This window comes from Streptomyces cinnabarinus, assembly GCF_027270315.1.
In the GTDB taxonomy this organism is placed as follows: Bacteria; Actinomycetota; Actinomycetes; order Streptomycetales; family Streptomycetaceae; genus Streptomyces; species Streptomyces cinnabarinus.
In genome coordinates this window covers 7,141,664-7,164,591 of the sequence record NZ_CP114413.1, presented here as the reverse complement: position 1 = coordinate 7,164,591, position 22,928 = coordinate 7,141,664, and the positions used below count along the sequence as shown (strand labels likewise).

The window sequence follows — 22,928 nt, the reverse complement described above, 5'->3', positions numbered from 1 at the left end:
GCCTTTCGGTGTCGGGGCCGGGGAGTGCGGTCAGTCAGTGGGTGCGGGTCAGCAAGCGGCCCCTCGGCTCCGTGAACTCGCCGTTCACGACCACGCGTTCGCCGCGCAGCCACGTCGACTTCACCACTCCGTACAGGGTCTTGCCCGCGTACGCCGTCACACGGTTGCGGTGCTGGAGGGCCGCCGGGTCCACGGTGAACGTCTCGTCGGGGGCCAGGACCGCGAAGTCGGCGTCGCGGCCCACCTCGACGGCGCCCTTGTGCCGGTCCAGGCCCACCAGCTCAGCCGTGCGCGACGACATCCAGCGCACCACGTCCTCCAGGCCGTGCCCGCGCCTGCGCGCCTCCGTCCACACCGCCGCGAGGCTCAGCTGGAGGCCGGAGATGCCGCCCCAGGCCGTGGCGAAGTCGTCCGTCTTCAGGTCGGCGGTCGACGGGGAGTGGTCGGTCACGACGCAGTCGATCGTGCCGTCCGCCAGCGCCTGCCACAGCAGGTCCTGGTTGGCGGATTCACGGATGGGCGGGCAGCACTTGAACTCGCTTGCGCCGTCCGGGACTTCCTCGGCGGTCAGGGTCAGGTAGTGCGGGCAGGTCTCCGCCGTCACGCGTACGCCCTCCGCCTTCGCCGCCGCGATCAGCGGGACGGCGTCCGAGGAGGACAGATGGAGCACGTGCACGCGCGCGTCCAGCCGCTTCGCCTGCGCGATCAGTTGCGCGATCGCCGTGTCCTCGGCGTCCCGCGGACGCGAGGCCAGGAAGTCCGCGTACTTGGGGCCGCCGTGCTGCGGCGCCGCCGCCAAGTGGTGCGGGTCCTCCGCGTGCACGATCAGCAGGCCCCCGAAGGAGGCGATCTCCGCCAGGGACTGGGCCAGCCGGTCCTGGTCCAGGTGCGGGAACTCGTCCACGCCGGACGGGGACAGGAATGCCTTGAAGCCGAATACCCCGGCCTCGTGCAGCGGGCGCAGGTCCTTGACGTTGTCGGGCAGCGCGCCGCCCCAGAAGCCGACGTCGATGTGCGCCTTGTCGGCCGCGACCCGCTGCTTCACCCGCAGGTTGTCGACCGTGGTGGTCGGCGGCAGGGAGTTGAGCGGCATGTCCACCAGCGTGGTGATACCGCCGGCCGCCGCAGCGCGCGTCGCGGTCCAGAAGCCCTCCCATTCGGTCCGGCCGGGGTCGTTGACGTGCACATGGGTGTCGACCAGGCCGGGGAGCAGGACATCGTCGCCGAGGTCCTCCACTCGGGCGGCGCTCTCGACGGAGGCGTCGTACGGCAGCACGGCCGTGATCTTTCCGGCAGCAACCACGACCGCCGCGGCCCGTGTTCCCTCCGGAGTGATGACTCGCGTCGAGCGCAGCACCAGTTCTGCTTCGGACACCGGACCCCTCTCAGCACGGAATTCAACGTTCTGTTGAAGGAGTCTTCACTCCCGCATCGGCGCCGTCAAGGGCACACTGCTACCCAGCATCCCTCCCGCTCCCACTCTGGACGTTTCCACAAAGCGGAATTAGAATTCCGGCAAGCAGAACGTAGCTACGCACAAGCGGGGAGTCAACCGACCGCCGGGTAGGCTTCTGCCCTTCCCGCCAGCCCCGAAAGGAACGCGCCGTGCCGACGTCCAGCGCCAGCACCACCGACTCCGCCAAGTCCGCCAGCGGTGGCGTCCAGTCACTCGAGCGCGCCTTCGACCTGCTGGAGCGGATGGCGGACGCCGGCGGCGAGGTGGGCCTGAGCGAGCTGTCCGCGAGCAGCGGGCTCCCGCTGCCGACCATCCACCGTCTGATGCGCACCCTGGTGGCTTGCGGCTACGTCCGCCAGCAGCCCAACCGGCGGTACGCCCTCGGCCCGCGGCTGATCCGGCTCGGCGAGTCCGCCTCCCGGCTGCTCGGCACCTGGGCGCGCCCCTACCTCGCCCGGCTGGTCGAGGAGACCGGCGAGACCGCGAACATGGCACTGCTGGACGGCGACGAGATCGTCTACGTCGCCCAGGTGCCCTCCAAGCACTCGATGCGGATGTTCACCGAGGTCGGCCGCCGCGTCCTGCCGCACTCCACGGGCGTCGGCAAGGCCCTGCTGGCGAACACCCCGGCCGCCGAGGTGCGGGCCCTGCTCGGCCGGACGGGCATGCCGGCCGCCACCGAGAAGACGATCACCACCGCCGACGGTTTCCTCGCGGCCCTGGACGACGTACGCCGGCTCGGGTACGCCGTGGACGACAACGAGCAGGAGATCGGCGTCCGCTGCCTCGCGGTGTCGGTGCCCGACTCCCCCACCGCGGCCGCCATCTCCATCTCCGGTCCGGCGGGCCGGGTCACCGAGGAGGCCACCGAGCGGATCGTGCCGGTGCTCCAGCAGATCGCCCAGGAGCTGTCCGAGGCGCTGGCCACCCAGAACCCCGCATGAGCGGCTTAATGCGCTGGCCCGGCCGGTACACCGACCGGCACGGCACCGAGGAGCTCACCTTCGAGTCCGACGGCCGCGAGCTGATCCGCACGACGATCAGGGGCGTCCGCTTCGAGGGCGAGACCATGGACACGCTCGGCGCGCTGACCGGGGAACCGCCCGACCCGATGTTCGTGCTGCGCGACGGGGATCTGTGGTCCTGCCTGCTGGAGTGGGGGCTGACCATGCCCGTGGAGGTCGGTGACGAGGGCGAGCGGATCGCGACCCTGCACTGCGCCCTGAACCTCTGGTACCCCGAGGAGACGGAGGACCTGACCGTCACCCTGCGCCTCGACGGGCGCGAACTGCGCGCCACGCACCCCGACTTCGAGGACGCGCTGCACGAGATCGGGGCCGCGCTGCCGGTCGACACCCGGCTCAAGGCGTGCATCTCGTGCGCGTGGTCGGACTACAGTCCGGTCGGCCACGGCATGATGACCGGGCTGGCGTGTTTCCGTGACGCCAAGGACGCGTACCGCGTCTGCGACGGCAAGCACGGGCCCCGGGGCATCTTCGAGATCTGGCCCCGGCACACCGAGTTCGTCCAGGAGACCTGGCTGTGCGAGCAGTTCGAGCACCGGACGTCGGACCGGGGCTATCGGGGACCGTTCCCCTTCCGCGGCTGGAGCTAGGAGCGCCGCTCCCCGAACAGATCCACCGCGTTCCGTACGCCGGTCAGCCCCGGCGCCAACGCGCTCACCGAACCGATCGCCCCGGCGATCAGCAATAACGACCGCTGTAAGCGCGGGGTCTCCGGCGTTCCGCTGATCGTCATCGCGGCCATGGCCGCGAGTTCGTCCTCCGCGATCGCCCGGTCCGGGAACTCGGCCGGGAGCGCGGCGAGTTCACGGCGCAGCCGGGACACCGCGGTCCGCAGTTCCGCCACTCTCGGATCCTCGTCGCTGCCGGTCACCGGCCTCTGCCCCAAGCTCCGCAACACAGCTCTCCCCCCGCGCACGCCGTTGTGCGCGTCCACGTAGTGGCCCCTCCCGAGCGCCCCCGGACGTGATCGGGCGCCGTGGGGACGCGGGTCAGTAAACGCCACCACCGCGCGGTGCGCCACCACGCGGACCGAAATTCAGCCCCGGGAAACCGGGCCGTGGGCACGGTGTCAGGTATGCAGGAGACATGACGCAGAACGAACAGCAGGTCGCCGGGCTGATTCTCGCCGCGGGCGGGGGCCGGCGGCTCGGCGGGCGGCCCAAAGCCCTGCTCGAACACCGCGGACGTCCACTCGTCGAACACGCGGTCGGGGTGCTGCGTACGGCCGGCTGCGTCCGGGTCCATGTGGTGCTGGGGGCGAGCGCCTCGGCCGTACGGGAGCGGGCGCGGCTCGGGGACTGTGTGCTGGTGGACAACCCCGAGTGGGAGCGGGGGATGGGGACCTCGCTGCGGGCGGGGCTCGACTCGCTGGCCGGGACGGGGGCACGGGCCGCGCTGGTCTCGCTGGTCGATCAGCCGGGGATCGGCGCGGAGGCGGTGGCGCGGGTGCTCGCCGCCTACGACGGGGAGTCGTCGCTGGTCTCGGCCGCCTACGACGGCGTACGGGGGCATCCGGTGCTGTTCGGGGCCGCGCACTGGGCGGGGATCGCGCGGGCCGCGACCGGGGATCAAGGGGCGCGTGGGTACCTGAAGGAGCATGCCCAGGCGGTCCGGCTCGTCGAGTGCGGGGACGTGGCCCGGCCGTACGACATCGACACCGAGGCCGACCTGGTCCACCTTGAGTGACACCGGGCCTGACGCCGGGCGTGGCACCTGGAGTGAGCGGGGTGGCACTGAGCGACACCTTGCCTCGACCCAGAGAATCTCGATATCAACAAACCATTGAAGTTCCACGATGAGGAAACTACTATCCACTGTTCAGAAGCGTCCGACCGCACAGCGGGCGCTCTACGTTCCATGCGTGCCGCTTGGCACCCGGTGCCACCGCTGAAGGAAGTGACAGCTCATGTCCGCACCAGCGCCGTCCCCGCTGGCCATCGTCGACGCCGAGCCCCTGCCCCGGCAGGAGGAGGTCCTCACCGACGCGGCGCTCGCCTTCGTGGCCGAGCTGCACCGCCGGTTCACGCCCCGGCGTGAGGAGCTCCTCGCCCGCCGTGCCGAGCGCCGCGCCGAGATCGCCCGCACCTCCACGCTCGACTTCCTCCCGGAGACCGCCGCGATCCGCGCGGACGACTCCTGGAAGGTGGCCCCGGCCCCCGCCGCCCTGAACGACCGGCGGGTGGAGATCACCGGCCCCACCGACCGCAAGATGACCATCAACGCCCTCAACTCGGGCGCCCGGATCTGGCTCGCCGACTTCGAGGACGCCTCGGCGCCGACCTGGGAGAACGTCGTCCTCGGCCAGGTGAACATGGCCGACGCGTACACCCGGAACATCGACTTCACGGACGAGCGCACCGGCAAGTCCTACGCCCTGCGCCCGGCCGGGGAGCTGGCGACGGTCGTCATGCGCCCCCGCGGCTGGCACCTGAACGAGCGCCACCTCGTCGACGCGGACGGCACCCCGGTCCCCGGCGCCCTCGTCGACTTCGGCCTCTACTTCTTCCACAACGCCCAGCGCCTGCTCGACCTCGGCAAGGGCCCGTACTTCTACCTGCCGAAGACCGAGTCGCACCTGGAGGCCCGCCTCTGGAACGAGGTGTTCGTCTTCGCACAGGACTACGTCGGCATCCCGCAGGGCACCGTCCGCGCCACCGTGCTGATCGAGACGATCACGGCCGCGTACGAGATGGAGGAGATCCTCTACGAACTCCGCGACCACGCCTCCGGGTTGAACGCGGGCCGCTGGGACTACCTGTTCTCCATCGTGAAGAACTTCCGGGACGGCGGGCCGAGGTTCGTCCTCCCGGACCGCAACCTGGTCACGATGACGGCCCCGTTCATGCGGGCGTACACCGAACTCCTCGTCCGCACCTGCCACAAGCGCGGCGCGCACGCCATCGGCGGCATGGCGGCGTTCATCCCGTCCCGCCGGGACGAGGAGGTCAACAAGGTCGCCTTCGAGAAGGTCAAGGCGGACAAGGACCGCGAGGCGAACGACGGGTTCGACGGCTCCTGGGTCGCCCACCCCGACCTGGTGCCGATCGCGATGGCCTCCTTCGACGCCGTGCTCGGCGAGAAGCCGAACCAGAAGGACCGGCTGCGCGAGGACGTCGACGTCAAGGCCGAGGACCTCATCGCCGTCGACTCGCTCGCCGCCAAGCCGACGTACAACGGCCTGGTCAACGCCGTTCAGGTGGGCATCCGTTACATCGAGGCCTGGCTGCGCGGGCTCGGCGCGGTCGCCATCTTCAACCTCATGGAGGATGCGGCCACCGCCGAGATCTCCCGCTCCCAGATCTGGCAGTGGATCAACGCGGGCGTGCAGTTCGAGAACGGCGAGAAGGCCACGCCCGAGCTGGCCCGCAAGGTGGCCGCCGAGGAGCTGAAGAACATCAGGGCCGAACTCGGCGACGAGGCCTTCGCGGCGGGCCACTGGCAGCAGGCCCACGATCTGCTGCTGGAGGTCTCCCTGGACGAGGACTACGCGGACTTCCTCACCCTGCCCGCGTACGAGCAGCTCAGGGGCTGACCCTTACGACGCCGGTTTCTCCGAGTGGCCCAGGGACTTGTCCGGGGCCACTCGGTCGCGTACGGCCTGCTTCACCGCCGTCGGCTCGGGGAAGCCCTGTTCGCGGCGGTCCCAGACCACCTCGTCGTCGACGCGAACCACGAAGACGCCGCCCTTGCCCGGCTTCAGGGCCAGTTCGGACAGCTCCGCCTCGAAGGTGGTGAGCAGTTCCTGCGCCAGCCAGGCCGCGCGGGGCAGCCAGCGGCACTGGGTGCAGTACTCGATCTCGACACGGCCACTCATCCGAGGTGCACCGACCAATCCTGTTCGGCCGCGGGCTTGCCGTGCAGGTCGGGGACCTGCTTGAGCCACGCGGGGCGTCCTTGCTGGGTCCTCTCCGCGCGCCGGGCCTCCTCGGCGGCGAGCTCCTCCCGGGTGGGGAAGTCCGTGGGCAGCCAGGACGCCGAGGCCCGCACACGCGCGCGGAGGTAGCCGACATACGCCTCGCGGGCCTGCTCGGCGGTGGCGAATCCGGGCTCGTCCAGCAGCCAGGCGTCCGGCACCTCGGCCGCGATCTCCCGCAGCAGCTCCTCGGTGACCCTGGGCGCCAGCTCGGCGTCGGCGGCGCGGGTGTCCGGGGCGTAGTGGCCGAGGGCGTGGTGGCGGAAGTCGTAGGCCTTCGCGGGGTCGGAGGTGTCCCAGCGGTGGTGGAAGACGAGAGCGGCGCCGTGGTCGATGAGCCACAGGCGCGGGGGCACAGTGCCCAGGGTGGGCCAGACCATCAGGTTGGAGCTGTGCACCGTGCGGTCGACGTTGACGGTGAGGGCGTCCAGCCAGATGATCCGGCCCGCCTCCAGGGGATCGACCGGGAACACCTTGGCGATCTCGGGCGTGAAGTCCTTGGCGCCCGGCAGGAAGTCCATCCCTAGGTTGACCCCCGCGCTGGCGCTGTGGAGCTCCCGCACCTCCTGGTGGGGTTCGTCGTCCGCGATCGCCGGGTCGAAGCGCACCAGCACCAGCTCGGGGAAGCGCAGCCCGAGGGCCCGTGCCAGCTCCCCCACGATCACCTCGGCGACCAGCGCCTTGCGGCCCTGCGCGGAGCCGGTGAACTTGACGACGTAGGTGCCGAGGTCGTCGGCCTCGACGACCGCGGGCACGGAGCCGCCCGACCGCAGGGGGGTCACGTATCGAACAGCAGTCACGTCGCGCAGCACACCGGCAAGGGTAGATCAGCGCAGCGGGTTGGGCAGGGGCCGGTAGCGGGTCGCGGCGCCGTCGGCCTCGGTCCAGCGCAGGAGGAGGTTGGTCTTGCCGGGGAGGGTGGGGGACGCGAGGAGCGCGGGGATCTCGGGGAGGTCGTGGGCGGCGAGCGCGCGGCGTACGCCGGGCCAGGGGGCGAGGCCGGGGCGGCGTTCGGCGAGGGCCGCGCCCACCTCCCAGAGGTGGTTCACCACCAGGCAGTACACCAGCCGCTCCCACCCGGCGGCCCGGTCCACGTCCGCGAGCAGTTTCACGCCCTCGGCGTCCCGGAACAGCGCCTGCACGGGGGTGCCGCCCGCGTCGACGGCGACGAGGGTGTTCTGGAGGTGCGCTTCGAGGACGACGCCGTGGTCGGCGAAGGCCGTCAGGACGGGCGGTACGACGGCGTCGAGGTAGGCGTCCCACCAGGCCACCGGGTCCTCGGCGGTGTCGAGGGGGCTGCCCGGGAAGCCCTCCACCAGGCCCGCCGCGAGCAGCGGGGTCGCGCCGGGGCGCAGCCGGTCCCGGAATCCGTCGCGGACCAGTACGGCCAGCTCCTCGAAGGCGAAGTCGGCCGTGCGGTAGCCGCGGTCACTGAGCCAGGCGCCGGGGACCGCCGCGAAGGCCCGGCCGACGGCCGCGTCGGTCCGGCGGAGCTTCAGCAGGTCGTGGCGCCACAGCCGGCGGATGTCGTTGGTGATGCGCACATCGAGGCTGAACTTGAGGAACAGGTCGCGCTCGGGGGCGTACACCGTGCGGATCGCGGCCGTCGGCCAGGTCTCGAAGCCGGTGCTGCCCAGATGGATCAGCCTGCCGTCGGCGAAGGCGGGCCCGAGGTCCACGAGGTCGAGCTGCCAGGGGTGGGCGGGCAGCAGCCGGTAGCCGGGCGGCGCCTCGCCGAGGGCGTCCAGGGCGCCGGTGTCGCCCTCCTCGACGACCGTGTCCGCGCGCACCCCGAGGAGCACCAGCGGGAAGCGGGCGTACGCCTCGGGCGCGTACGGCAGCCAGCCCGCCACCGGACCGCCGCCGCGCGCCTTGGGCGCCGGGTGGTGCGGATGCCCGGTGACCAGGGACTGCTCGGAGCGCAGATACGGGTCGGCGGACGGGGTCGCGTCCGCCCGCGCGGTGAGCAGCGCGGCGACCGCGTCCCGGCTGTCGACGATCTCGGCGGGCAGTTCGTGGTTGTCCAGGCCGGTGTGCCGGCGAAGTTCCTCGGCGACGAGTTTCACCAGTTCGGCATGGCCGACGCGGACCCAGCCGCCGTCCACGAGCATCTCCGCCCCGGCCGGGCGGCGTTCGCCGCGCACCCGCAGCAGCCGGCCGCTCGGCAGCCGGTGCGCCGGTGGCTCACCGGGCCGGGTGAGCGGTTCGGCCACCTCCCGCAGCAGGCAGTTGAGCAGGGGCGCCGCCGCAAGGGCGTCGGCGCGGTCCGCGACATCGGCGCGCTGTGCGGCGTCGGCGTCGGCGGGCGGGGGCATGAGGTCCACGCGCTTCACTCGTTCTCTACGGTCCGTTCGGGCGGAGAAGATCAGTATGTCTGCAAGTCACCGCCCGACCTGACGTCCTACTCGTACCCGAGGAGCCCGACCGTGCACCGTCCCCTCACAGCCGAGGCCGAGGTAGCGGCCGAGTTGGCCGATGTCCGCCCCGGCCTCGCCGACCGGTACCCGGCCGAGCTGCCCGGTGCCCGGGCCGCCGTGCTGACCCGGCTGTGGCGGGCGCTGGTCCATGAGCCGCTGCCGTGGGTCACGGCCCACGAGAGCACCGGAGACGGCCTCACCCTGCGCCTTTCCGACGGCCGCCGGCTGCGCGGGCCGCGCGCGGATCCGTACGCCATCGCCGCGTATGTCACCGAGGTGCGCCTGGACGGGACGGCGTACGGCGATCCGGCGCGGCTGATGACCGACCTGGGCGTGGCGCACGGTACGGGGTTCGTGGCCGAACTCGGGCACAGTGTCGCCTCGTTGGCGCTGTCCAGGGCCGGGCAGCTGCCGGTTGCCGCCGCAGATGACCCGAAGGAGTGGCCGGTGCGGGACTGGGAGTGGGAGCAGCGGGTGGTCGACGGGCATCCCTACCACCCCAACTGCCGTTCCCGGCCCGGGTTCTCGGTGGCCGAGCAGCTCGCCTACGGGCCCGAGCACCGGCCGCTGGTGGAGCTGGGCCTGTGGCCGGTACCGGCGGACGAGTGCCTGCTGACAGGTGACTGGCCGGACGAACTGCGGGACGGGGAGCGGCTGTTGATCCCGGTGCATCCCTGGCAGCTGACGCATGTGCTCAAGCGCGGTTGCGAACGGGGCCTCGGCGGGGCGCGTCCGCTGATGTCGCTGCGCACGCTGGCGCTGCCCGGCGGGCCGCACGTCAAGACCGCGCTGAGCGCCCGGCTGACCTCGTCGGTGCGGGACATCTCGGGCTACTCGATCGCCCTGTCGGCGACGCTGTCCGCGTTCGCGGAGTCGCTGGCGGCGCGGACGGACGGGCTGCTGCACATCACCCGCACCCTGGGCGCGGCGACCGCGGACTCCCCCGATCTGGCGGCCGTCCTGCGCGAGTCGCCGCAGGAGTACGCCGGTCCGGGCGAGCGGGTGGTGCCGGTGGCCGCGCTCGCCACCACCGAACTGCCGGCCGATCCAGCCTGGTTGGCGGCCTTCGCGCGACTCACCCTCACCGTCGGGCTGCAACTCCTGGACCTGGGCGTGGCCCTGGAGGCGCACGGCCAGAACCTGCTGGTCGTCCTGGACGCCGAGGGCACCCCGCGGCGGCTGGTCTACCGCGATCTCGCCGACATCCGGGTCAGCCCGGCCCGGCTCGCCCGGCACGGCATCCCGGTCCCGGAGCTGACCGGACGGATCGTCACCGACGACGAGACCACCCTGCGCCGCAAGCTGTTCGGCTCGCTGGTGGCGGGCGCGCTCGCGGGTACGGCGGGTTCGGCCGCGGCGCTCGGCGGGGCGCTGGAGACGGCCGTACGGGATCTGCCGCGCACGTCCGATCTGGCCGTGCTGCGCGAAGAGCCGCTGCCCGCGAAGGCGTTGACGCTGATGCGGCTGTCGCCGCGGACGCCCGGGGACCAGTGGGCACCGCTGCCCAACCCCCTGCGGTCCGGCCCCTTGCGGTGAGCGTCCGTTTCACAGGCAATGACAGGCAATGAGCGGTCGTTTTGGAGCGGGACACGTCCGCCACTAGGATCCGCCGATGATCACAAGAACACGGCTGGCGGCGGGGGCCTGTGCCCTGCTCGCCGCGCTGACGGCGGGGCTGGCGTTCCCGGCCGGGGCGGCCGCCGGTGAACCCACGGGCGAGGACGCGCCGAAGGTGAATCTCGTCCTCGACGTGAGCGGCTCGATGCGGGCCCGGGACATCGACGGACAGTCCCGGATGGCCGCCGCGAAGCAGGCGTTCAACGAGGTGCTCGACGCCACCCCCGAGGAGGTGGAGCTGGGCATCCGGACGCTGGGCGCCAACTACCCGGGCGACAACCAGAAGACCGGCTGCAAGGACACCGCGCAGCTCTATCCGGTCGGCCCGCTGGACCGCACCGAGGCCAAGACGGCGGTGGCGACCCTCACGCCCACCGGCTGGACCCCGATCGGTCCGGCGCTGCTGAAGGCGGCCGACGACCTCGACGGCGGCGCCGGCTCCAAGCGCATCGTGCTGATCAGCGACGGCGAGGACACCTGCGCCCCGCTGGACCCGTGCGAGGTGGCCCGGGAGATCGCCGCCAAGGGCATCGGGCTGACCATCGACACGCTCGGTCTGGTCCCCAACACCAAGATGCGGCAGCAGCTCAGCTGTATCGCGGAGGCGACCGGCGGCACCTACACCTCGGTGGAGCACACCGAGGAACTCAGCGACAAGGTCAACCAGTTGGTGGACCGGGCGGCCGACCCGGTGGTGACTCCGGTGGCGACCGAGGGCGCGGAGCGGTGCGCCGACGCGCCCACGGTCGAGTCCGGTCTGTACACCGACCGCGAGGAGTTCGGGCAGCAGCGCTGGTACCGGGTGGACGTGGAGCCCGGCCAGGAGCTGCGCGCCTCGCTGAGCGTGGCCGCCGACCGGGCGGTGAACCCCTCCTACGGGGTGCTGCTGCGTGCCGTGACGGTGCACGGCCGGGAGATCGTGCGCGGTGAGGCGGCGGGCAACGGCCGTACGGACGTGGTCTCGACGGGCGTGCGCTACCCGAAGGCGGAGAGCGACGACGAGGACGCGACGGCCGAGGCCGTGTGCCTCCAGGTCACGCACTCCTTCTCGGCGGCCTCGGGCGTGAAGACGACGCCGGGTCTGCCGCTGGAGCTGACGATCGACGTCGTCGACGGTCCGTCGGGCTCCAGTGACGTGGCCTCCTTCGGCCTCGGGCGCGGCTGGTGGCTGCTGGGCGCGCTCATCCTGACCGGCTTCCTCGCCGGGATCGTCTGGGGCTGGCTGTCGCGCTGGCGGGTCGCGGTCTGGAGGACCAACTGATGCGGATCACACGTACGTTCACCGCCGCCCTGCTGATGCTGGGCCTCGCGGCGGCGCCCGCGCTGGCGGACGAGGAGCCGAAGGACGACTCCCCCACCACGGCCGGCACCTCCTTCCGTACGGCGACGGAGATCGCGCAGGGCCAGGAGGCCACCGCGAACGCCTCGGCCGGTGACTACCTGTACTGGTCGTTCCCGGCGGACGCCGGACAGCGCCCGACCGTCGAGGCGACGGTGAAGCTGCCCGAGACGCACGCCGCCGAGACCTGGCAGATCGACGTCTACGACGGACTGCGGCGCCGTCAGTCCTGCCAGTACGGCGCGCAGACCCGCACGGCCGCGGCGGACGCCGCGTCCGTGGAGCTGGCCTGCGTCATGCGCACGGTGCGCGCCTGGTCGGAGCCGTGGGCCAACGACCCGCTGCCGGGCACGTACTACGTCCGGCTGACGGTGGTGGACCTCGCCACGGGCGACCTGGGTCTGCCGGTGGACGCCTCGGTCCGGGTGGACTCCAAGGACATCGGCGGCGCGGCGGCGGTGGACGGCTCGCTGGGCGAGCCGCTGGTGCCGGGTGTCGCGATGAAGACCGGGTCGGAGGAGTCCGAGGAGGAGACCGCGGTGCTCTCCAGCCTCGACCCGGAGGACGGCTGGTCCTCCGGCTGGTGGTCCGACCGCTGGATATGGACCGCGGTGGGCGGTGCGCTGGCGGCGCTCGCGGGCGTCGGCGGCTATGCGCTGACGCGCGGTCCGGGACGCCCGCCGGGCGTGTAGTCCCTTGTCCTCAGGGCCCGTCGCACGTGATGCGGCGGGCCCTTCGTCATCCCTCCCGCAGCGCCTTGGCGAGCGTGCCGTCGCCGGTGACGGTGATCCGCCCGTCGCGCACGGCGTCCGGCACGCTCGACTCCCCCCGCGCCACGGCCGTACAGGTGCCGGTGTCCAGCGCGAGGCGTGCGTCCGGTTCGGCCGGGGCGGGGCCGTCGCCGTAGACGGGGCCGCCCTCCGCGCCGACGTACACGTGGAACTCCCCCTCCTCCAGCCGCACTTCGACCAGTCCCTCACCCTCCAGGTCCCGCAGCAGCGGCAGCGCGAACCAGTGGGCGCGGACCGCGTCGGTCGGGCGCCGCTCGCCCAGCTCGGCCTGGCCCCAGGTGCCGAGCGCCTGGAGGACCGGGAGCAACTCGCTTCCGCGCGGGGTGAGTTCGTAGACGTAGGCCGCGCCGGGCGGGGGCAGCCGGCGGCGGGTCGTCAGGCCGTCCCGCTCCATGTCCTTCAGCCGTGAGGCCAGTACGTCGGTGCTCACGCCCGGCAGATCCGCGTGCAGGTCGGTGTAGCGGCGCGGCCCGGCCAGCAGTTCGCGGACGATCAGCAGGGTCCAGCGGTCGCCGACGACGTCGAGCGCGCGGGCGGCGGAACAGTACTGGTCGTAGCTTCGGCGTGGTGACATGGGACGCAGTCTAGACATGTCATTGGACTTTCCAAGCGCTAACTTGGTAAAACCAAGCAACACCAGATACTGGAGGGGCGCATGGAGTTCCGGCAGTCGAACAAGCTCAGCGAGGTCTGTTACGAGATCCGCGGCCCGGTGATCGAGCACGCCGACGCGCTGGAGCAGGCCGGCCACAGCGTGCTGCGCCTGAACACCGGCAACCCCGCACTGTTCGGCTTCGAGGCGCCGGAGGAGATCCTCCAGGACATGATCCGGATGCTCCCCCAGGCACACGGCTACACCGACTCCCGGGGCGTCCTCTCCGCCCGCCGGGCCGTCGCCGGGCGCTACCAGAACCTGGGCCTCGACGTCGGCGTCGACGACGTCTTCCTCGGCAACGGCATCTCCGAGCTGATCTCGATGGCCGTGACCGCGCTGGTCGAGGACGGCGACGAGATCCTGATCCCGGCCCCCGACTTCCCCCTCTGGACGGCCGTCACCACCCTCGCGGGCGGCAAGCCGGTGCACTACCTCTGCGACGAACAGGCCGACTGGTACCCGGACCTGGAGGACATGGCGTCGAAGATCACGGACCGCACCAAGGCCGTGGTCATCATCAACCCCAACAACCCCACGGGCGCCGTCTACCCCAAGGAGATCATCGAGGGCATCCTCGACCTCGCCCGCCGACACGGCCTGATGGTCTTCGCGGACGAGATCTACGACCAGATCCTGTACGACGGCGCGGTCCACCACTCGGTCGCGACGCTCGCCCCCGACCTGGTGGTGCTGACCTTCTGCGGTCTGTCGAAGACCTACCGGGTGGCGGGCTTCCGCTCCGGCTGGCTGGTCGTCACCGGACCCAAGCAGCACGCCCGCAACTACCTGGAGGGCCTGACCATGCTGGCCTCCATGCGGCTGTGCGCCAACGCGCCCGCGCAGTACGCCATCCAGGCCGCGCTGGGCGGCCGCCAGTCCATCAACGAGCTGACCGCGCCGGGCGGACGGCTGCACGAGCAGCGGAACGTGGCCTGGGAGAAGCTCAACGAGATCCCCGGGGTGTCGTGCGTGAAGCCCAAGGGCTCGCTGTACGCGTTCCCCCGACTGGACCCCAAGGTCCACAAGATCCACGACGACGAGAAGTTCGTCCTCGACCTCCTCCTGCGCGAGAAGATCCAGGTCGTCCAGGGCACCGGCTTCAACTGGCCCACCCCCGACCACTTCCGCATCCTCACCCTGCCGCACGCCGAGGACCTGGAGGCGGCCATCGGCCGGATCGGGCGGTTCCTGAGCGGGTACCGGCAGTAGCGGACGGGTAGGTCGTCGGCCATGAGCGAGCGCCCCCTGCTACTCCTCGACGTCGACGGCCCCCTCAACCCGTTCCGCGCCGTCTACGCCCGGCACCGCGGCTATGTCACCCGCAGGCTGCACCCCGCCAACTGGTCGGCCCGGCAGACCCCTGGGTCGCGGCGGCTGCGCCGGGGACTGCGGGTGCGGCTGCACCCGGGGCACGGGCCGCGGCTGCTCGCCCTGCCGTACGAACTGGCCTGGGCGACCACCTGGATGCACGAGGCCAACGAGATGATCGCGCCCGCGATCGGGCTGCCCGAGGATCTGCCGGTCATCGAGTTCACGGACCTGTTCGCTCCGGACCCCGAAGGGCTGTACTGGAAGACCCGGCAGGTCGTGGCGTGGGCGGCGGGGCGGCCGTTCGTGTGGGTCGACGACATGATCACCGATCTCGACACCCGGCACGTGAGCCGGCACCACACCGGTCCCGCCCTGCTGCTGCGGATCGATCCGCGCCGGGGGCTCGGGGAGGCGGAGTTCGGGCGGCTGGAGCGGTGGGCCCATAGCCTGTGACGTATGGGTGATCTTCTGCTGGTGCGACATGGTGAGACCGCGTGGTCGCGGTCGGGGCGGCATACCGGGTCCACCGATGTTCCGTTGACCGAACACGGGCGCGAGGAGGCTCGGCGGCTGGTGCCGTTGATCCGGTCGCATCGGATCGGGGCCGCGTTCGTCAGTCCGTTGCAGCGGGCCCGTGAGACGGCCGAGCTGATCGGGCTCACCTCGACGCGGATCGATCCGGACCTGCGGGAGTGGGACTACGGCGGCTACGAGGGCGTCACCACGGTCGAGATCCAGCGCGAGCGGCCCGGCTGGTTCCTGTTCACCGACGGGGTCGCGCCGGGGCCGCCCGAGCATCCCGGGGAGAGCCCGGCGCAGGTCGGGGAGCGCGCGGACCGGATGCTCGGCAAGGTGGACGCGGCGCTCGCCAACACCGAGGGGGTGGTGGTCCTGGTGGCGCACGGCCACTTCCTGCGGGTGCTCACGGCACGGCGGCTCGGGCTGGCGCCGGCGGACGGCGCGCTGTTCCAGCTCGCCACCGGAAGCGTGTGCCGACTGGGCACCGAGCACGGGCGGCCGGTGATCGCGGGCTGGAATGTCAGACCCCCGTCGTAGCCTTCGAAGCGGTGGGGACATCGTGGGAAGTCCGTGGGGACACCATGGGAAGGGAGCACGCCGTGACACGACCGCCGACCGCCGCGCAACGGCGTGTGATCGACGCCGCCGACCCGGTCACCGGGCGGCTCAGCGGTACGGAGACCCAGCTCGCGGCGCTGGTGAAGCGGGGGCTCGCCTTCCGTCACCCGCGCCCGCCGCACGCCCACTTCCTGACCCCGGCGGGCCATCGCATACGGGAGGCGGCGGGCGCTGCCGATACGGCCGGGCCCGCGCCCGCCGCCGCGACGACGACCGGGGTGTTCGCCGCGCGCATCGGCGGGGAGGAGGAGCCGCCGCCCAGGGGTCCGGCCCGGGTGCGTGAGGTGCGCAGCGCCTGGGAGGGGCTCGTGGAGCTGCGCCGGATGACCCATCCGGACGGTGCCACCGACCGGCCGTGCGGCTGGGAGCGTACGCATCTGGTGCAGGCCGCGGCGCTGGCGCTGGAGGCGGCCGGACATCCGCCCGCCGGACCGGACGGCGACGGCTACCGGGTGCGCGTGACCCCGCAGCCGGAGGCGGTGGCCGTCCACATGCCCGGAACGGATGCGCTGCGCGGCTGCGCGGCGACTCTGGAGAAGGCCGGGTGGCAGGTGGGCGAGCACACCGATCCTCGAGCACGCGAGCGCTATCTGCTGGCTTCTCCGCGACGGATGTAGAGGGCACATGTCAGGATCGGAGCGACCGAGAAGCGTGGCACGCGAAAGGGAAGCCGTGACCGAGCCGTTTTCCGTACCGGTGACCGTCCGTGGATACGAGACGGATGTGCAGGGGCACCTCAACCAGGCCGTGTACCTCAACTACGCGGAGCACGCCCGCTGGTCGCTGCTGCGGGCCGCCGGGATCACCCAGGCCGGGCTGATCGGCAAGGGCGTGGGCCCGGTCGCCCTGGAGACGACGATCCGCTACCGACGCGAACTGCTCGCCGGTGACGAGGTCGAGGTGACGTGCGTCTTCGACTGGAGCGGGGGCAAGACGTTCCGCATGGAGCAGACGATCCGCAAGGCGGACGGGACCGTGGCGGCCGAGATCACGGCGGTCGGCGGACTGCTGGACCTCGCGGCACGCAAGCTGATCGCCGATCCGCAGGACTACTTCAAGGAGTTGGCGACCGACCCGAGCCTGTTCGGGCTCTGAGCCGCCGTGACCGACGTGTCCCGCGGGAGCGTGACCGTCACCGTCAGGCCCCCGCCCTCGCGGGGTACCGCGGACACCTCCCCGTGATGGGCGTGGGCGATGGCCCGCACGATGGACAGGCCGAGTCCCGCGCCCTTGCCGGTGACCACCCGGTCGGCGCCGAGCCGCCGGAACGGCTCGAAGAGGAACGGCACTTCGTACGGCGGCACCGGCGGCCCGGTGTTGCTGACCTCCAGCTCCACGCGGTCGGTGTCCGGTGCCCGGGTCACCACCCGGACCCAGCCGCCGTCGCCGGTGTTGTGCCGGACGCCGTTCTCGACGAGGTTGTGCACCAGCCGCTCCAGCAGCAGCGCGTCGCCGAGCGTGGTCGCCTCCGCGGACTCGTCGTGCACGGCGGTGCCGGCCAGGTCCGCCTCCGCCGCGCCCTGGTCCACCACATGGGCCACCACGTCCGCGAGGTCCACCGGCAGCCGCTCGGCGATCTCGTGCTCCGAGCGTGCGAGCAGCAGCAGTCCGCTGATCAGCCGTTCGTGCCGGGCGTTGATCTCCAGCAGGTTCTCGCCGAGCTGCCGCACGTCCGCTGAGGCGGCGGGCCGGTGCATGGCCATCTCGACCAGGGCACGGCCCAGGGTCAGGGGCGTGCGCAGCTCGTGCGAGGCGTTGGCGACGAAGCGGCGCTGGCCGTCGAAGGAGCGGTCGAGGCGCTCCACCATCGTGTCGAAGGTGTCGGCGAGATCCTTGACCTCGTCGTCGGGGCCGCGCAGCGCGATGCGTTCGTGCAGTCCGCGGTCGGCCGCGGGGGCGCCGGCGATCCGGCGCGCGGTGTCGGTGACCCGGTGCAGCGGCGCCAGGACCCGCCCGGCGAGCAGCCAGCCGAGACCGGCCGCCGCGCAGCCGGCGACGCCGAGCGCGATGCCGCCCTGCGTGAGCAGGGAGGTGGTGGCCTCGTCGCGCCAGCGGTCGCGCTGCTTCTCCATCCACTGGTCCAGGTCGACTCCGGGCGGCGGGGTGGTCAGCCCCGGCCCGCCGCCGACCACGGTGCGGGCCTCGTCCTGCGGGGCGTCGCCCGGGGACGGCGTGGAGTGCCCGCTCGGGTGGGTCCGGGACACCACCTTCGTGCCCGCGCCACCCAGTTGCTGCCCGAGGAGCGCGTAGGTGACGCCGAGGAGCACGACGCCGCCGACCAGGAAGAGGCCGCCGTAGGTGAGGGTCAGGCGGGCCCGCAGGGAGATACGGCGCGGGCGGCTCACGGGATGCGGTACCCGACGCCGGTCACGGTCTGAACCAGGGGTGGATCGCCCAGCTTGCGGCGGAGTTTGAGGACCGCGAGCCGTACCGCGCCGGTGAACGGGTCGGCGTTCTCGTCCCACGCCTTCTCCAGCAGCTGTTCCGCCGAGACGGCGGCCCCGTCGGCCCGCAGCAGCTCCGCCAGCACGGCGAACTCCTTCTTGGACAGCGGGACATAGCGGCTGTCCCGGAAGACCTCGCCGCGGGCCGGGTCGAGGGTGAGACCGGCCCGGCACAGTACGGGCGGCGCGGCGGGCCGGGAGCGGCGGCCGAGCGCCAGGACACGGGCGGCCAGTTCGGGGAAGGCGAAGGGCTTGACGAGATAGTCGTCGGCGCCGAGGGCCAGGCCGCGCACCCGGTCGGTGACCTCGGCGGCGGCGGTCAGCATCAGGACGCGGGTGGGGGACGCCGAGGCGACGACCGCGCGGCACACGTCGTCGCCGTGCACGACCGGCAGGTCCCGGTCGAGGACGACCACGTCGTAGTCGACGACACCGACCCGCTCCAGGGCGGCGGCGCCGTCGTGCGCCAGGTCGACGGCATGGGCCTGGCCGCGCAGCCACTCGGCGACGGCGTCGGCCAGCATCGGTTCGTCCTCGACCACCAGGACCCGCATCCAGGTCACCCCTTCCCTCGGCGCACAGGTTGCCGCAGCCCGCGTTTCCTGGGCATAAGGCCGGACTTGGAAACGCTGGGGAAACGGCCCGCCCGCTTCGCTTCGAGCCGGAGATCCCGACACGAGGAGATGAAGTGATGCGGATTAGGACCCGTGGCGCCGGTGCGGCGCTGCTGCTGACGCTCGCGCTGGCCGTGACCGGCTGCGGCTCGGGCGGTGCCGGCGACAAGGCGGCCGATCTGGCGGGCGAGGCGAACGCCCAGGACGAGATGGCCGTGAAGTTCGCCGAATGCCTGGGTGAGCACGGAGTGAGCGTGGAGACCGGTGAGGGCGGCGGCATCCGGATCACCGGCCAGGTACCCAAGGAGCAGGTCGACGCGGCCATGGAGGCCTGCCGCGAGTACAGCCCCATGCAGAACGGGGCGGGCCAGGACCCGCAGGCCGAGGAGCGGATGCGGAAGATGGCGCAGTGCATGCGGGACAACGGCGTCGAGGACTTCCCCGACCCGGAGCCGGGCCGCGGCATCCAGCTCGACCGGGGCGTCGCCGACGACCCGGACTTCGAGCAGGCGCAGAAGGAGTGCGACAAGTACGCCCCCTCGGGCAGCCGCCGGTCCACGGATACCCAGGGCGATGACTGAGGCGATGAGCATGACGGACGAGGAGACGCTCACCGGACGGCCGGATCCCCTCGAAGCGCCGGGCCCGCGCCGTCGGCGCCGTGGACTGCGCCTGCTCACGGCGCTCGGCGTGCTCGCCGCCGTGGGCGGGGCCGCGGCCGCCGGAGCCGGTCTGCGGGACGAGGGTTCCGGTACGGCGGCCGAGGACCGGCGCCCGCCCGCGACCGCCGAGGTGACCCGGCAGACGCTCCAGGACAGCCGTACCGAGGACGGAGAACTGGGCTACGGCACCTCCACCACCGCGAGCAGCCGTGTCCCGGGCACGGTCACCCGGCTGCCGGACGCCGGGGAGCGGATCACGCGAGGTGAGGCGCTGTACCGCGTGGACGACGAGCCGGTGGTGCTGCTGTACGGCGCGGTCCCGGCGTACCGGGAACTGAAGCCGGGCGCCGAGGGCCGGGACGTGGAACAGCTGGAGCGCAATCTCAAGGCCCTCGGCCACGACGGTTTCACGGTGGACGACACCTACACGGAGGCCACCTCCGAGGCCGTACGGCAGTGGCAGGAGGACCTGGGCCTCGCGGAGACCGGGACGGTGGCGCCGGGCCGGGTGGTGTTCGCGCCGGCCGCCGTCCGGGTCTACGCCCTGGACACCGAGGAGGGCGCCGCCACGGCCCCGGGCCAGAAGATCCTGTCGTACACGGCGACCGCCCAGGCCGTCACCGTCGAACTCGACACGGCCGACCGGCGGTTGGCCGAGCCGGGCACCAAGGTGGACGTGGAGCTGCCGGACGGGACCCGGGTGGACGGCCGGGTCTCCGAAGTGACGACCGAGGTCGATCCCGGCAGCGGTGCCGCCGACGACGGCCCCACGACCGTGGTGAAGGTGATCGTCGCGCTGGACGGGACGAAGGCGCAGAAGGCGGCCGCCTCCTACGTACTGGCCTCGGTGGACGTGGAGTTCACCGCCGGGGAGCGGAAGGACGTGCTGACCGTTCCGGTGGCGGCGCTGGTGGCGCTGGACCGGGGCGGGTTCGGTGTGGAGGTGGTCGCGGCGGACGGCGGCACGTCGTACGTTCCCGTGCAGACCGGCCTGTTCGCGGACGGGCGGGTGGAGATCAGCGGTGACGGCATCACGGCCGGTACGACGGTGGGGATGCCCGCATGATCGAGCTCACCGAGGTCACCAAGGTCTATCCGGGCGGCGTCACCGCCCTCGCCGGAGTGTCGCTCGCCGTGGCGCACGGCGAACTCGTCGCCGTGGTCGGGCCGTCCGGGTCCGGCAAGTCGACGATGCTGCACATGCTGGGCACCCTCGACCGGCCCACCTCGGGGCGGGTGCGGATCGACGGGCACGACGCGAACTCCCTGTCCGACGCGCGGCTCTCGGCGCTGCGGGCGCGGCGGATCGGGTTCGTGTTCCAGCAGTTCCATCTCACGGCCGGGGCGTCGGCGCTGCGGAACGTGGCGGACGGGCTGCTGTACTCCGGTCTGCGGCCGGCCGAGCGGCGCTCCCGGGCGACGGCGGCGCTGCGCCGGGTGGGCCTCGGTCACCGGCTGCACCATGCGCCGCACGAGCTGTCCGGCGGGGAGCGGCAACGCGTCGCGGTGGCCCGTGCCGTGGCCGGTGAACCGCCGCTGCTGCTGGCGGACGAGCCGACCGGGGCGCTCGACACCGCGTCCGGGGCGGGGGTGATGGCGCTGCTGCGGGAGCTGAACGCGACCGGGACGACGGTGGTGATCATCACGCACGACCAGGAGATCGCCGCGTCGCTGCCCCGGCAGGTGCGGATGCGGGACGGCCGCCTGGTCGAGGACTCGGCGGCCCGTACGACGGCGGGAGCGGCCCGATGACGGCGACCCTCCCCGCGCCCGAGGTGCTGCGTCCGGCCCGGCTGCGCCCCACCGACATGGTCCGGGTCGGCGCGGTGGGTCTGCGGACCCGACCGCTGCGGGCCTTCCTCTCGGCGCTGGGCATCGCGATCGGCATCGCCGCGATGGTGGCCGTCGTCGGGATCTCGGCGTCCTCGCGCGCCGATCTGGACCGGGTGCTGGCGGCGCTCGGCACCAATCTGCTCACCGTCTCCCCCGGCAGCACGCTCACCGGCGGACAGTCCCAACTGCCGCCCACCGCCGAGCGGATGGTCGCCGGGATCGACGGGGTGGAGTCGGTGTCGGCGGTCGGCAAGGTGGCGGACGCGAAGGTGTACCGGACGGACCGGATACCCGAGGTCGAGACAAACGGTCTGACCACCTACGCGGCCCGTACCTCGCTCCGCTCGGCCACCGGCGCGGCACTCGCCGACGGCGCCTGGCTGAACGCGGCCACCGCCCGCTACCCGGCCGTGGTGCTGGGCGCGGCGGCGGCCGACCGGCTGGGGGTGAGCCGTGCGGGCGAGGACACCCGGGTGCTGGTCGGCGGCCGCTGGTTCACGGTCGTCGGCATCCTCGAACGGGCCGCTCTGGCACCCGAGTTGGACTCGGCCGCGCTGATCGGGTGGCCGGTGGCCGAGCAGGAGCTGGGCTTCGACGGACGGGCGACGACCGTGTACACCCGCTCGGCGGAGCCGAGGGTGGAGTCGGTGCGGGAGGTGCTCGGGGCCACCGCCAACCCTCAGGCGCCGAGCGAGGTCGAGGTCTCCCGGCCCTCGGACGCGCTGGTGGCGCAGCGCGCGGCGGGCGAGGCCTTCACCGGGCTGCTGCTGGGCCTCGGCGCGGTGGCGCTGCTGGTCGGCGGGGTGGGCGTCGCCAACACGATGGTGATCTCGGTACTGGAACGCCGGGCCGAGATCGGCCTGCGCCGCTCCCTGGGCGCGACGCGCGGCCAGATCCGGGGCCAGTTCCTCGCCGAGTCCCTGCTGTTGTCGGCACTCGGCGGAGCGGGCGGAGCCGTCCTCGGCCTAGCGGTGACCGCCGGCTACGCCCTGTACCAGGGCTGGCCGACATCCGTACCGCCGTGGGCGCTGGCGGGCGGGGTGGCGGCCACACTGCTGATCGGCGGCCTGGCGGGCCTGTACCCGGCACTGCGCGCGGCCCGGCTGTCTCCGACGGAGGCGCTGGCGACGCCATGAGCGGGAGCGAAAGGACACGGGGCGGGCGAAGTCCTCCGGTTCGGAGGCGCCCTTGGGGGCGCGGGGAACTGCGCGACCAGCCAGGACGCCGCAGCAGCCGAACGACGACCCGTCGCGGCCCTGACGGCGGAACGCTACGCGTCGGCGAGCTCCGGCTCGTGTGCGACGTCATAGGACGCCCGCGCCTCCGCGATGTACACCCGGTTCCGCTCCGCCCAGTCGGTCAGCCGCTGCAAGGTCTCGTGCAACTCAAGCGCCTGCGGCGTGAGTTCGTACTCCACCTTCGGCGGGACCGTCGGGTGCACGGTGCGGGTGACGAGGCCGTCGCGTTCCAGGTTGCGCAGGGTGAGGGTGAGCATGCGGCGGCTGATGCCCTCGATGCCGCGCTCCAGTTCCGTGAAGCGGATGGGGCCGTGGGCGGCGGCGACCAGGATCTGGACGCTCCATTTCCCGGCGACCCTGTCAAGAACTTCCCGCACGGGGCAGGCGTGCGCGTTCACGACCTGCGGGGTAACACCGGTGTTCCTCTGGGACATCGAACTGCCTCCTTACGCCGACCTCGATGGTTCCGCACGATG

Annotated in this window: 25 protein-coding genes; 16 read left to right on the top strand and 9 right to left on the bottom strand. The window is 72.5% G+C overall.

Annotated elements, in window-relative coordinates; all coding sequences use genetic code 11:
* Positions 1–34 precede the first annotated feature (34 nt).
* A complete protein-coding gene (gene allB, locus STRCI_RS32450) occupies positions 35–1,375 on the bottom strand; it encodes an allantoinase AllB (protein ID WP_269662517.1) in 1,341 nt (446 codons plus the stop codon).
* 230 nt (positions 1,376–1,605) lie between these two features.
* Here allB and STRCI_RS32445 point away from each other — a divergent pair, with 230 nt between their 5' ends.
* Together STRCI_RS32445 and STRCI_RS32440 are read left to right on the top strand one after the other, a co-directional pair.
* Positions 1,606–2,400, top strand: a complete 795-nt coding sequence (locus STRCI_RS32445; protein ID WP_269662516.1) for an IclR family transcriptional regulator — start codon at positions 1,606–1,608, stop codon at positions 2,398–2,400.
* Positions 2,397–3,071: a DUF6304 family protein gene (locus STRCI_RS32440; protein ID WP_269662515.1), complete on the top strand. Its 675-nt coding sequence runs from the start codon at positions 2,397–2,399 to the stop codon at positions 3,069–3,071. The genes STRCI_RS32445 and STRCI_RS32440 overlap by 4 nt, the downstream gene beginning before the upstream one ends.
* Here STRCI_RS32440 and STRCI_RS32435 read toward each other — a convergent pair.
* Complete coding sequence (locus STRCI_RS32435; RefSeq protein ID WP_269662514.1) at positions 3,068–3,379, bottom strand: DUF5955 family protein; 312 nt, start codon at positions 3,377–3,379, stop codon at positions 3,068–3,070. The genes STRCI_RS32440 and STRCI_RS32435 overlap by 4 nt on opposite strands.
* Positions 3,380–3,567: 188 nt before the next feature.
* Between STRCI_RS32435 and STRCI_RS32430 the strand changes: the two genes are divergently transcribed.
* Both STRCI_RS32430 and aceB read left to right on the top strand, forming a co-directional pair.
* A complete protein-coding gene (locus tag STRCI_RS32430) occupies positions 3,568–4,167 on the top strand; it encodes a nucleotidyltransferase family protein (protein ID WP_269662513.1) in 600 nt (199 codons plus the stop codon).
* A 220-nt stretch (positions 4,168–4,387) separates the two neighbouring features.
* The gene (gene aceB, locus STRCI_RS32425) at positions 4,388–6,013 is read left to right on the top strand and encodes a malate synthase A (protein WP_269662512.1); all 1,626 of its coding nucleotides are present in this window, start codon (positions 4,388–4,390) and stop codon (positions 6,011–6,013) included.
* Positions 6,014–6,016: 3 nt separating this feature from the next.
* Here aceB and STRCI_RS32420 read toward each other — a convergent pair whose 3' ends face one another.
* Genes STRCI_RS32420 through STRCI_RS32410 form a run of 3 tightly spaced genes read right to left on the bottom strand, consistent with a single transcriptional unit; the run spans position 6,017 to position 8,727 of the window.
* Positions 6,017–6,295: an Rdx family protein gene (locus STRCI_RS32420; RefSeq protein WP_269662511.1), complete on the bottom strand. Its 279-nt coding sequence runs from the start codon at positions 6,293–6,295 to the stop codon at positions 6,017–6,019.
* Entirely contained in the window at positions 6,292–7,206 is a 915-nt protein-coding gene (locus STRCI_RS32415; protein WP_269662510.1) for a HipA family kinase, read from the bottom strand. The genes STRCI_RS32420 and STRCI_RS32415 overlap by 4 nt, the downstream gene beginning before the upstream one ends.
* A 15-nt stretch (positions 7,207–7,221) precedes the next feature.
* Positions 7,222–8,727: an IucA/IucC family protein gene (locus STRCI_RS32410; RefSeq protein ID WP_418953397.1), complete on the bottom strand. Its 1,506-nt coding sequence runs from the start codon at positions 8,725–8,727 to the stop codon at positions 7,222–7,224.
* A 93-nt stretch (positions 8,728–8,820) separates the two neighbouring features.
* Here STRCI_RS32410 and STRCI_RS32405 point away from each other — a divergent pair, with 93 nt between their 5' ends.
* The 3 genes from STRCI_RS32405 to STRCI_RS32395 all read left to right on the top strand — a co-directional run bounded on the left by STRCI_RS32405 (position 8,821) and on the right by STRCI_RS32395 (position 12,459).
* Positions 8,821–10,347 (top strand): IucA/IucC family protein, encoded by a 1,527-nt coding sequence (locus tag STRCI_RS32405; protein WP_269662509.1) that lies wholly within the window; start codon positions 8,821–8,823, stop codon positions 10,345–10,347.
* Between the two features lie 76 nt (positions 10,348–10,423).
* The gene (locus STRCI_RS32400; RefSeq protein ID WP_269662508.1) at positions 10,424–11,689 is read left to right on the top strand and encodes a VWA domain-containing protein; all 1,266 of its coding nucleotides are present in this window, start codon (positions 10,424–10,426) and stop codon (positions 11,687–11,689) included.
* The gene (locus STRCI_RS32395; protein WP_269662507.1) at positions 11,689–12,459 is read left to right on the top strand and encodes a hypothetical protein; all 771 of its coding nucleotides are present in this window, start codon (positions 11,689–11,691) and stop codon (positions 12,457–12,459) included. The genes STRCI_RS32400 and STRCI_RS32395 overlap by 1 nt, the downstream gene beginning before the upstream one ends.
* A gap of 46 nt (positions 12,460–12,505) precedes the next feature.
* Here the strand turns inward: STRCI_RS32395 and STRCI_RS32390 are convergent, their stop codons facing one another.
* The gene (locus STRCI_RS32390; protein WP_269662506.1) at positions 12,506–13,132 is read right to left on the bottom strand and encodes a winged helix-turn-helix transcriptional regulator; all 627 of its coding nucleotides are present in this window, start codon (positions 13,130–13,132) and stop codon (positions 12,506–12,508) included.
* A gap of 81 nt (positions 13,133–13,213) precedes the next feature.
* On the opposite strand from STRCI_RS32390, the gene STRCI_RS32385 reads away from it, so the two are divergent.
* The 5 genes from STRCI_RS32385 (at position 13,214) to STRCI_RS32365 (ending at position 16,756) form a co-directional block, all read left to right on the top strand.
* Positions 13,214–14,422: a pyridoxal phosphate-dependent aminotransferase gene (locus tag STRCI_RS32385; protein WP_269662505.1), complete on the top strand. Its 1,209-nt coding sequence runs from the start codon at positions 13,214–13,216 to the stop codon at positions 14,420–14,422.
* A gap of 21 nt (positions 14,423–14,443) precedes the next feature.
* On the top strand, positions 14,444–14,977 hold the full coding sequence (locus STRCI_RS32380; RefSeq protein ID WP_269662504.1) for an HAD domain-containing protein: 534 nt from the start codon (positions 14,444–14,446) through the stop codon (positions 14,975–14,977).
* 3 nt (positions 14,978–14,980) lie between these two features.
* Positions 14,981–15,580 carry a histidine phosphatase family protein gene (locus STRCI_RS32375; RefSeq protein WP_269662503.1) on the top strand — a complete coding sequence of 200 codons (600 nt, stop codon included), beginning with the start codon at positions 14,981–14,983 and terminating at the stop codon, positions 15,578–15,580.
* A 62-nt stretch (positions 15,581–15,642) separates the two neighbouring features.
* Entirely contained in the window at positions 15,643–16,278 is a 636-nt protein-coding gene (locus STRCI_RS32370) for a hypothetical protein (RefSeq protein ID WP_269662502.1), read from the top strand.
* A 55-nt stretch (positions 16,279–16,333) separates the two neighbouring features.
* Positions 16,334–16,756: an acyl-CoA thioesterase gene (locus tag STRCI_RS32365; protein WP_269662501.1), complete on the top strand. Its 423-nt coding sequence runs from the start codon at positions 16,334–16,336 to the stop codon at positions 16,754–16,756.
* Here STRCI_RS32365 and STRCI_RS32360 read toward each other — a convergent pair.
* Together STRCI_RS32360 and STRCI_RS32355 are read right to left on the bottom strand one after the other, a co-directional pair.
* Entirely contained in the window at positions 16,711–18,006 is a 1,296-nt protein-coding gene (locus STRCI_RS32360) for a sensor histidine kinase (RefSeq protein WP_269662500.1), read from the bottom strand. The genes STRCI_RS32365 and STRCI_RS32360 overlap by 46 nt on opposite strands.
* Complete coding sequence (locus STRCI_RS32355; RefSeq protein ID WP_269662499.1) at positions 18,003–18,659, bottom strand: response regulator transcription factor; 657 nt, start codon at positions 18,657–18,659, stop codon at positions 18,003–18,005. The genes STRCI_RS32360 and STRCI_RS32355 overlap by 4 nt, the downstream gene beginning before the upstream one ends.
* 137 nt (positions 18,660–18,796) lie before the next feature.
* Here STRCI_RS32355 and STRCI_RS32350 point away from each other — a divergent pair, with 137 nt between their 5' ends.
* From STRCI_RS32350 to STRCI_RS32335, 4 genes are read left to right on the top strand one after another with little or no spacing between them, the layout of a single operon-like run.
* Positions 18,797–19,300 carry a hypothetical protein gene (locus tag STRCI_RS32350; protein WP_269662498.1) on the top strand — a complete coding sequence of 168 codons (504 nt, stop codon included), beginning with the start codon at positions 18,797–18,799 and terminating at the stop codon, positions 19,298–19,300.
* A complete protein-coding gene (locus tag STRCI_RS32345) occupies positions 19,293–20,447 on the top strand; it encodes an efflux RND transporter periplasmic adaptor subunit (protein ID WP_269662497.1) in 1,155 nt (384 codons plus the stop codon). The genes STRCI_RS32350 and STRCI_RS32345 overlap by 8 nt, the downstream gene beginning before the upstream one ends.
* Positions 20,444–21,133 carry an ABC transporter ATP-binding protein gene (locus tag STRCI_RS32340; RefSeq protein WP_269662496.1) on the top strand — a complete coding sequence of 230 codons (690 nt, stop codon included), beginning with the start codon at positions 20,444–20,446 and terminating at the stop codon, positions 21,131–21,133. The genes STRCI_RS32345 and STRCI_RS32340 overlap by 4 nt, the downstream gene beginning before the upstream one ends.
* Positions 21,130–22,350, top strand: a complete 1,221-nt coding sequence (locus tag STRCI_RS32335; RefSeq protein ID WP_269662495.1) for an ABC transporter permease — start codon at positions 21,130–21,132, stop codon at positions 22,348–22,350. Before STRCI_RS32340 ends, STRCI_RS32335 begins: the two co-directional genes overlap by 4 nt.
* Before the next feature lie 134 nt (positions 22,351–22,484).
* Here STRCI_RS32335 and STRCI_RS32330 read toward each other — a convergent pair whose 3' ends face one another.
* A complete protein-coding gene (locus STRCI_RS32330; protein WP_269662494.1) occupies positions 22,485–22,886 on the bottom strand; it encodes a winged helix-turn-helix transcriptional regulator in 402 nt (133 codons plus the stop codon).
* Positions 22,887–22,928 lie beyond the last annotated feature (42 nt).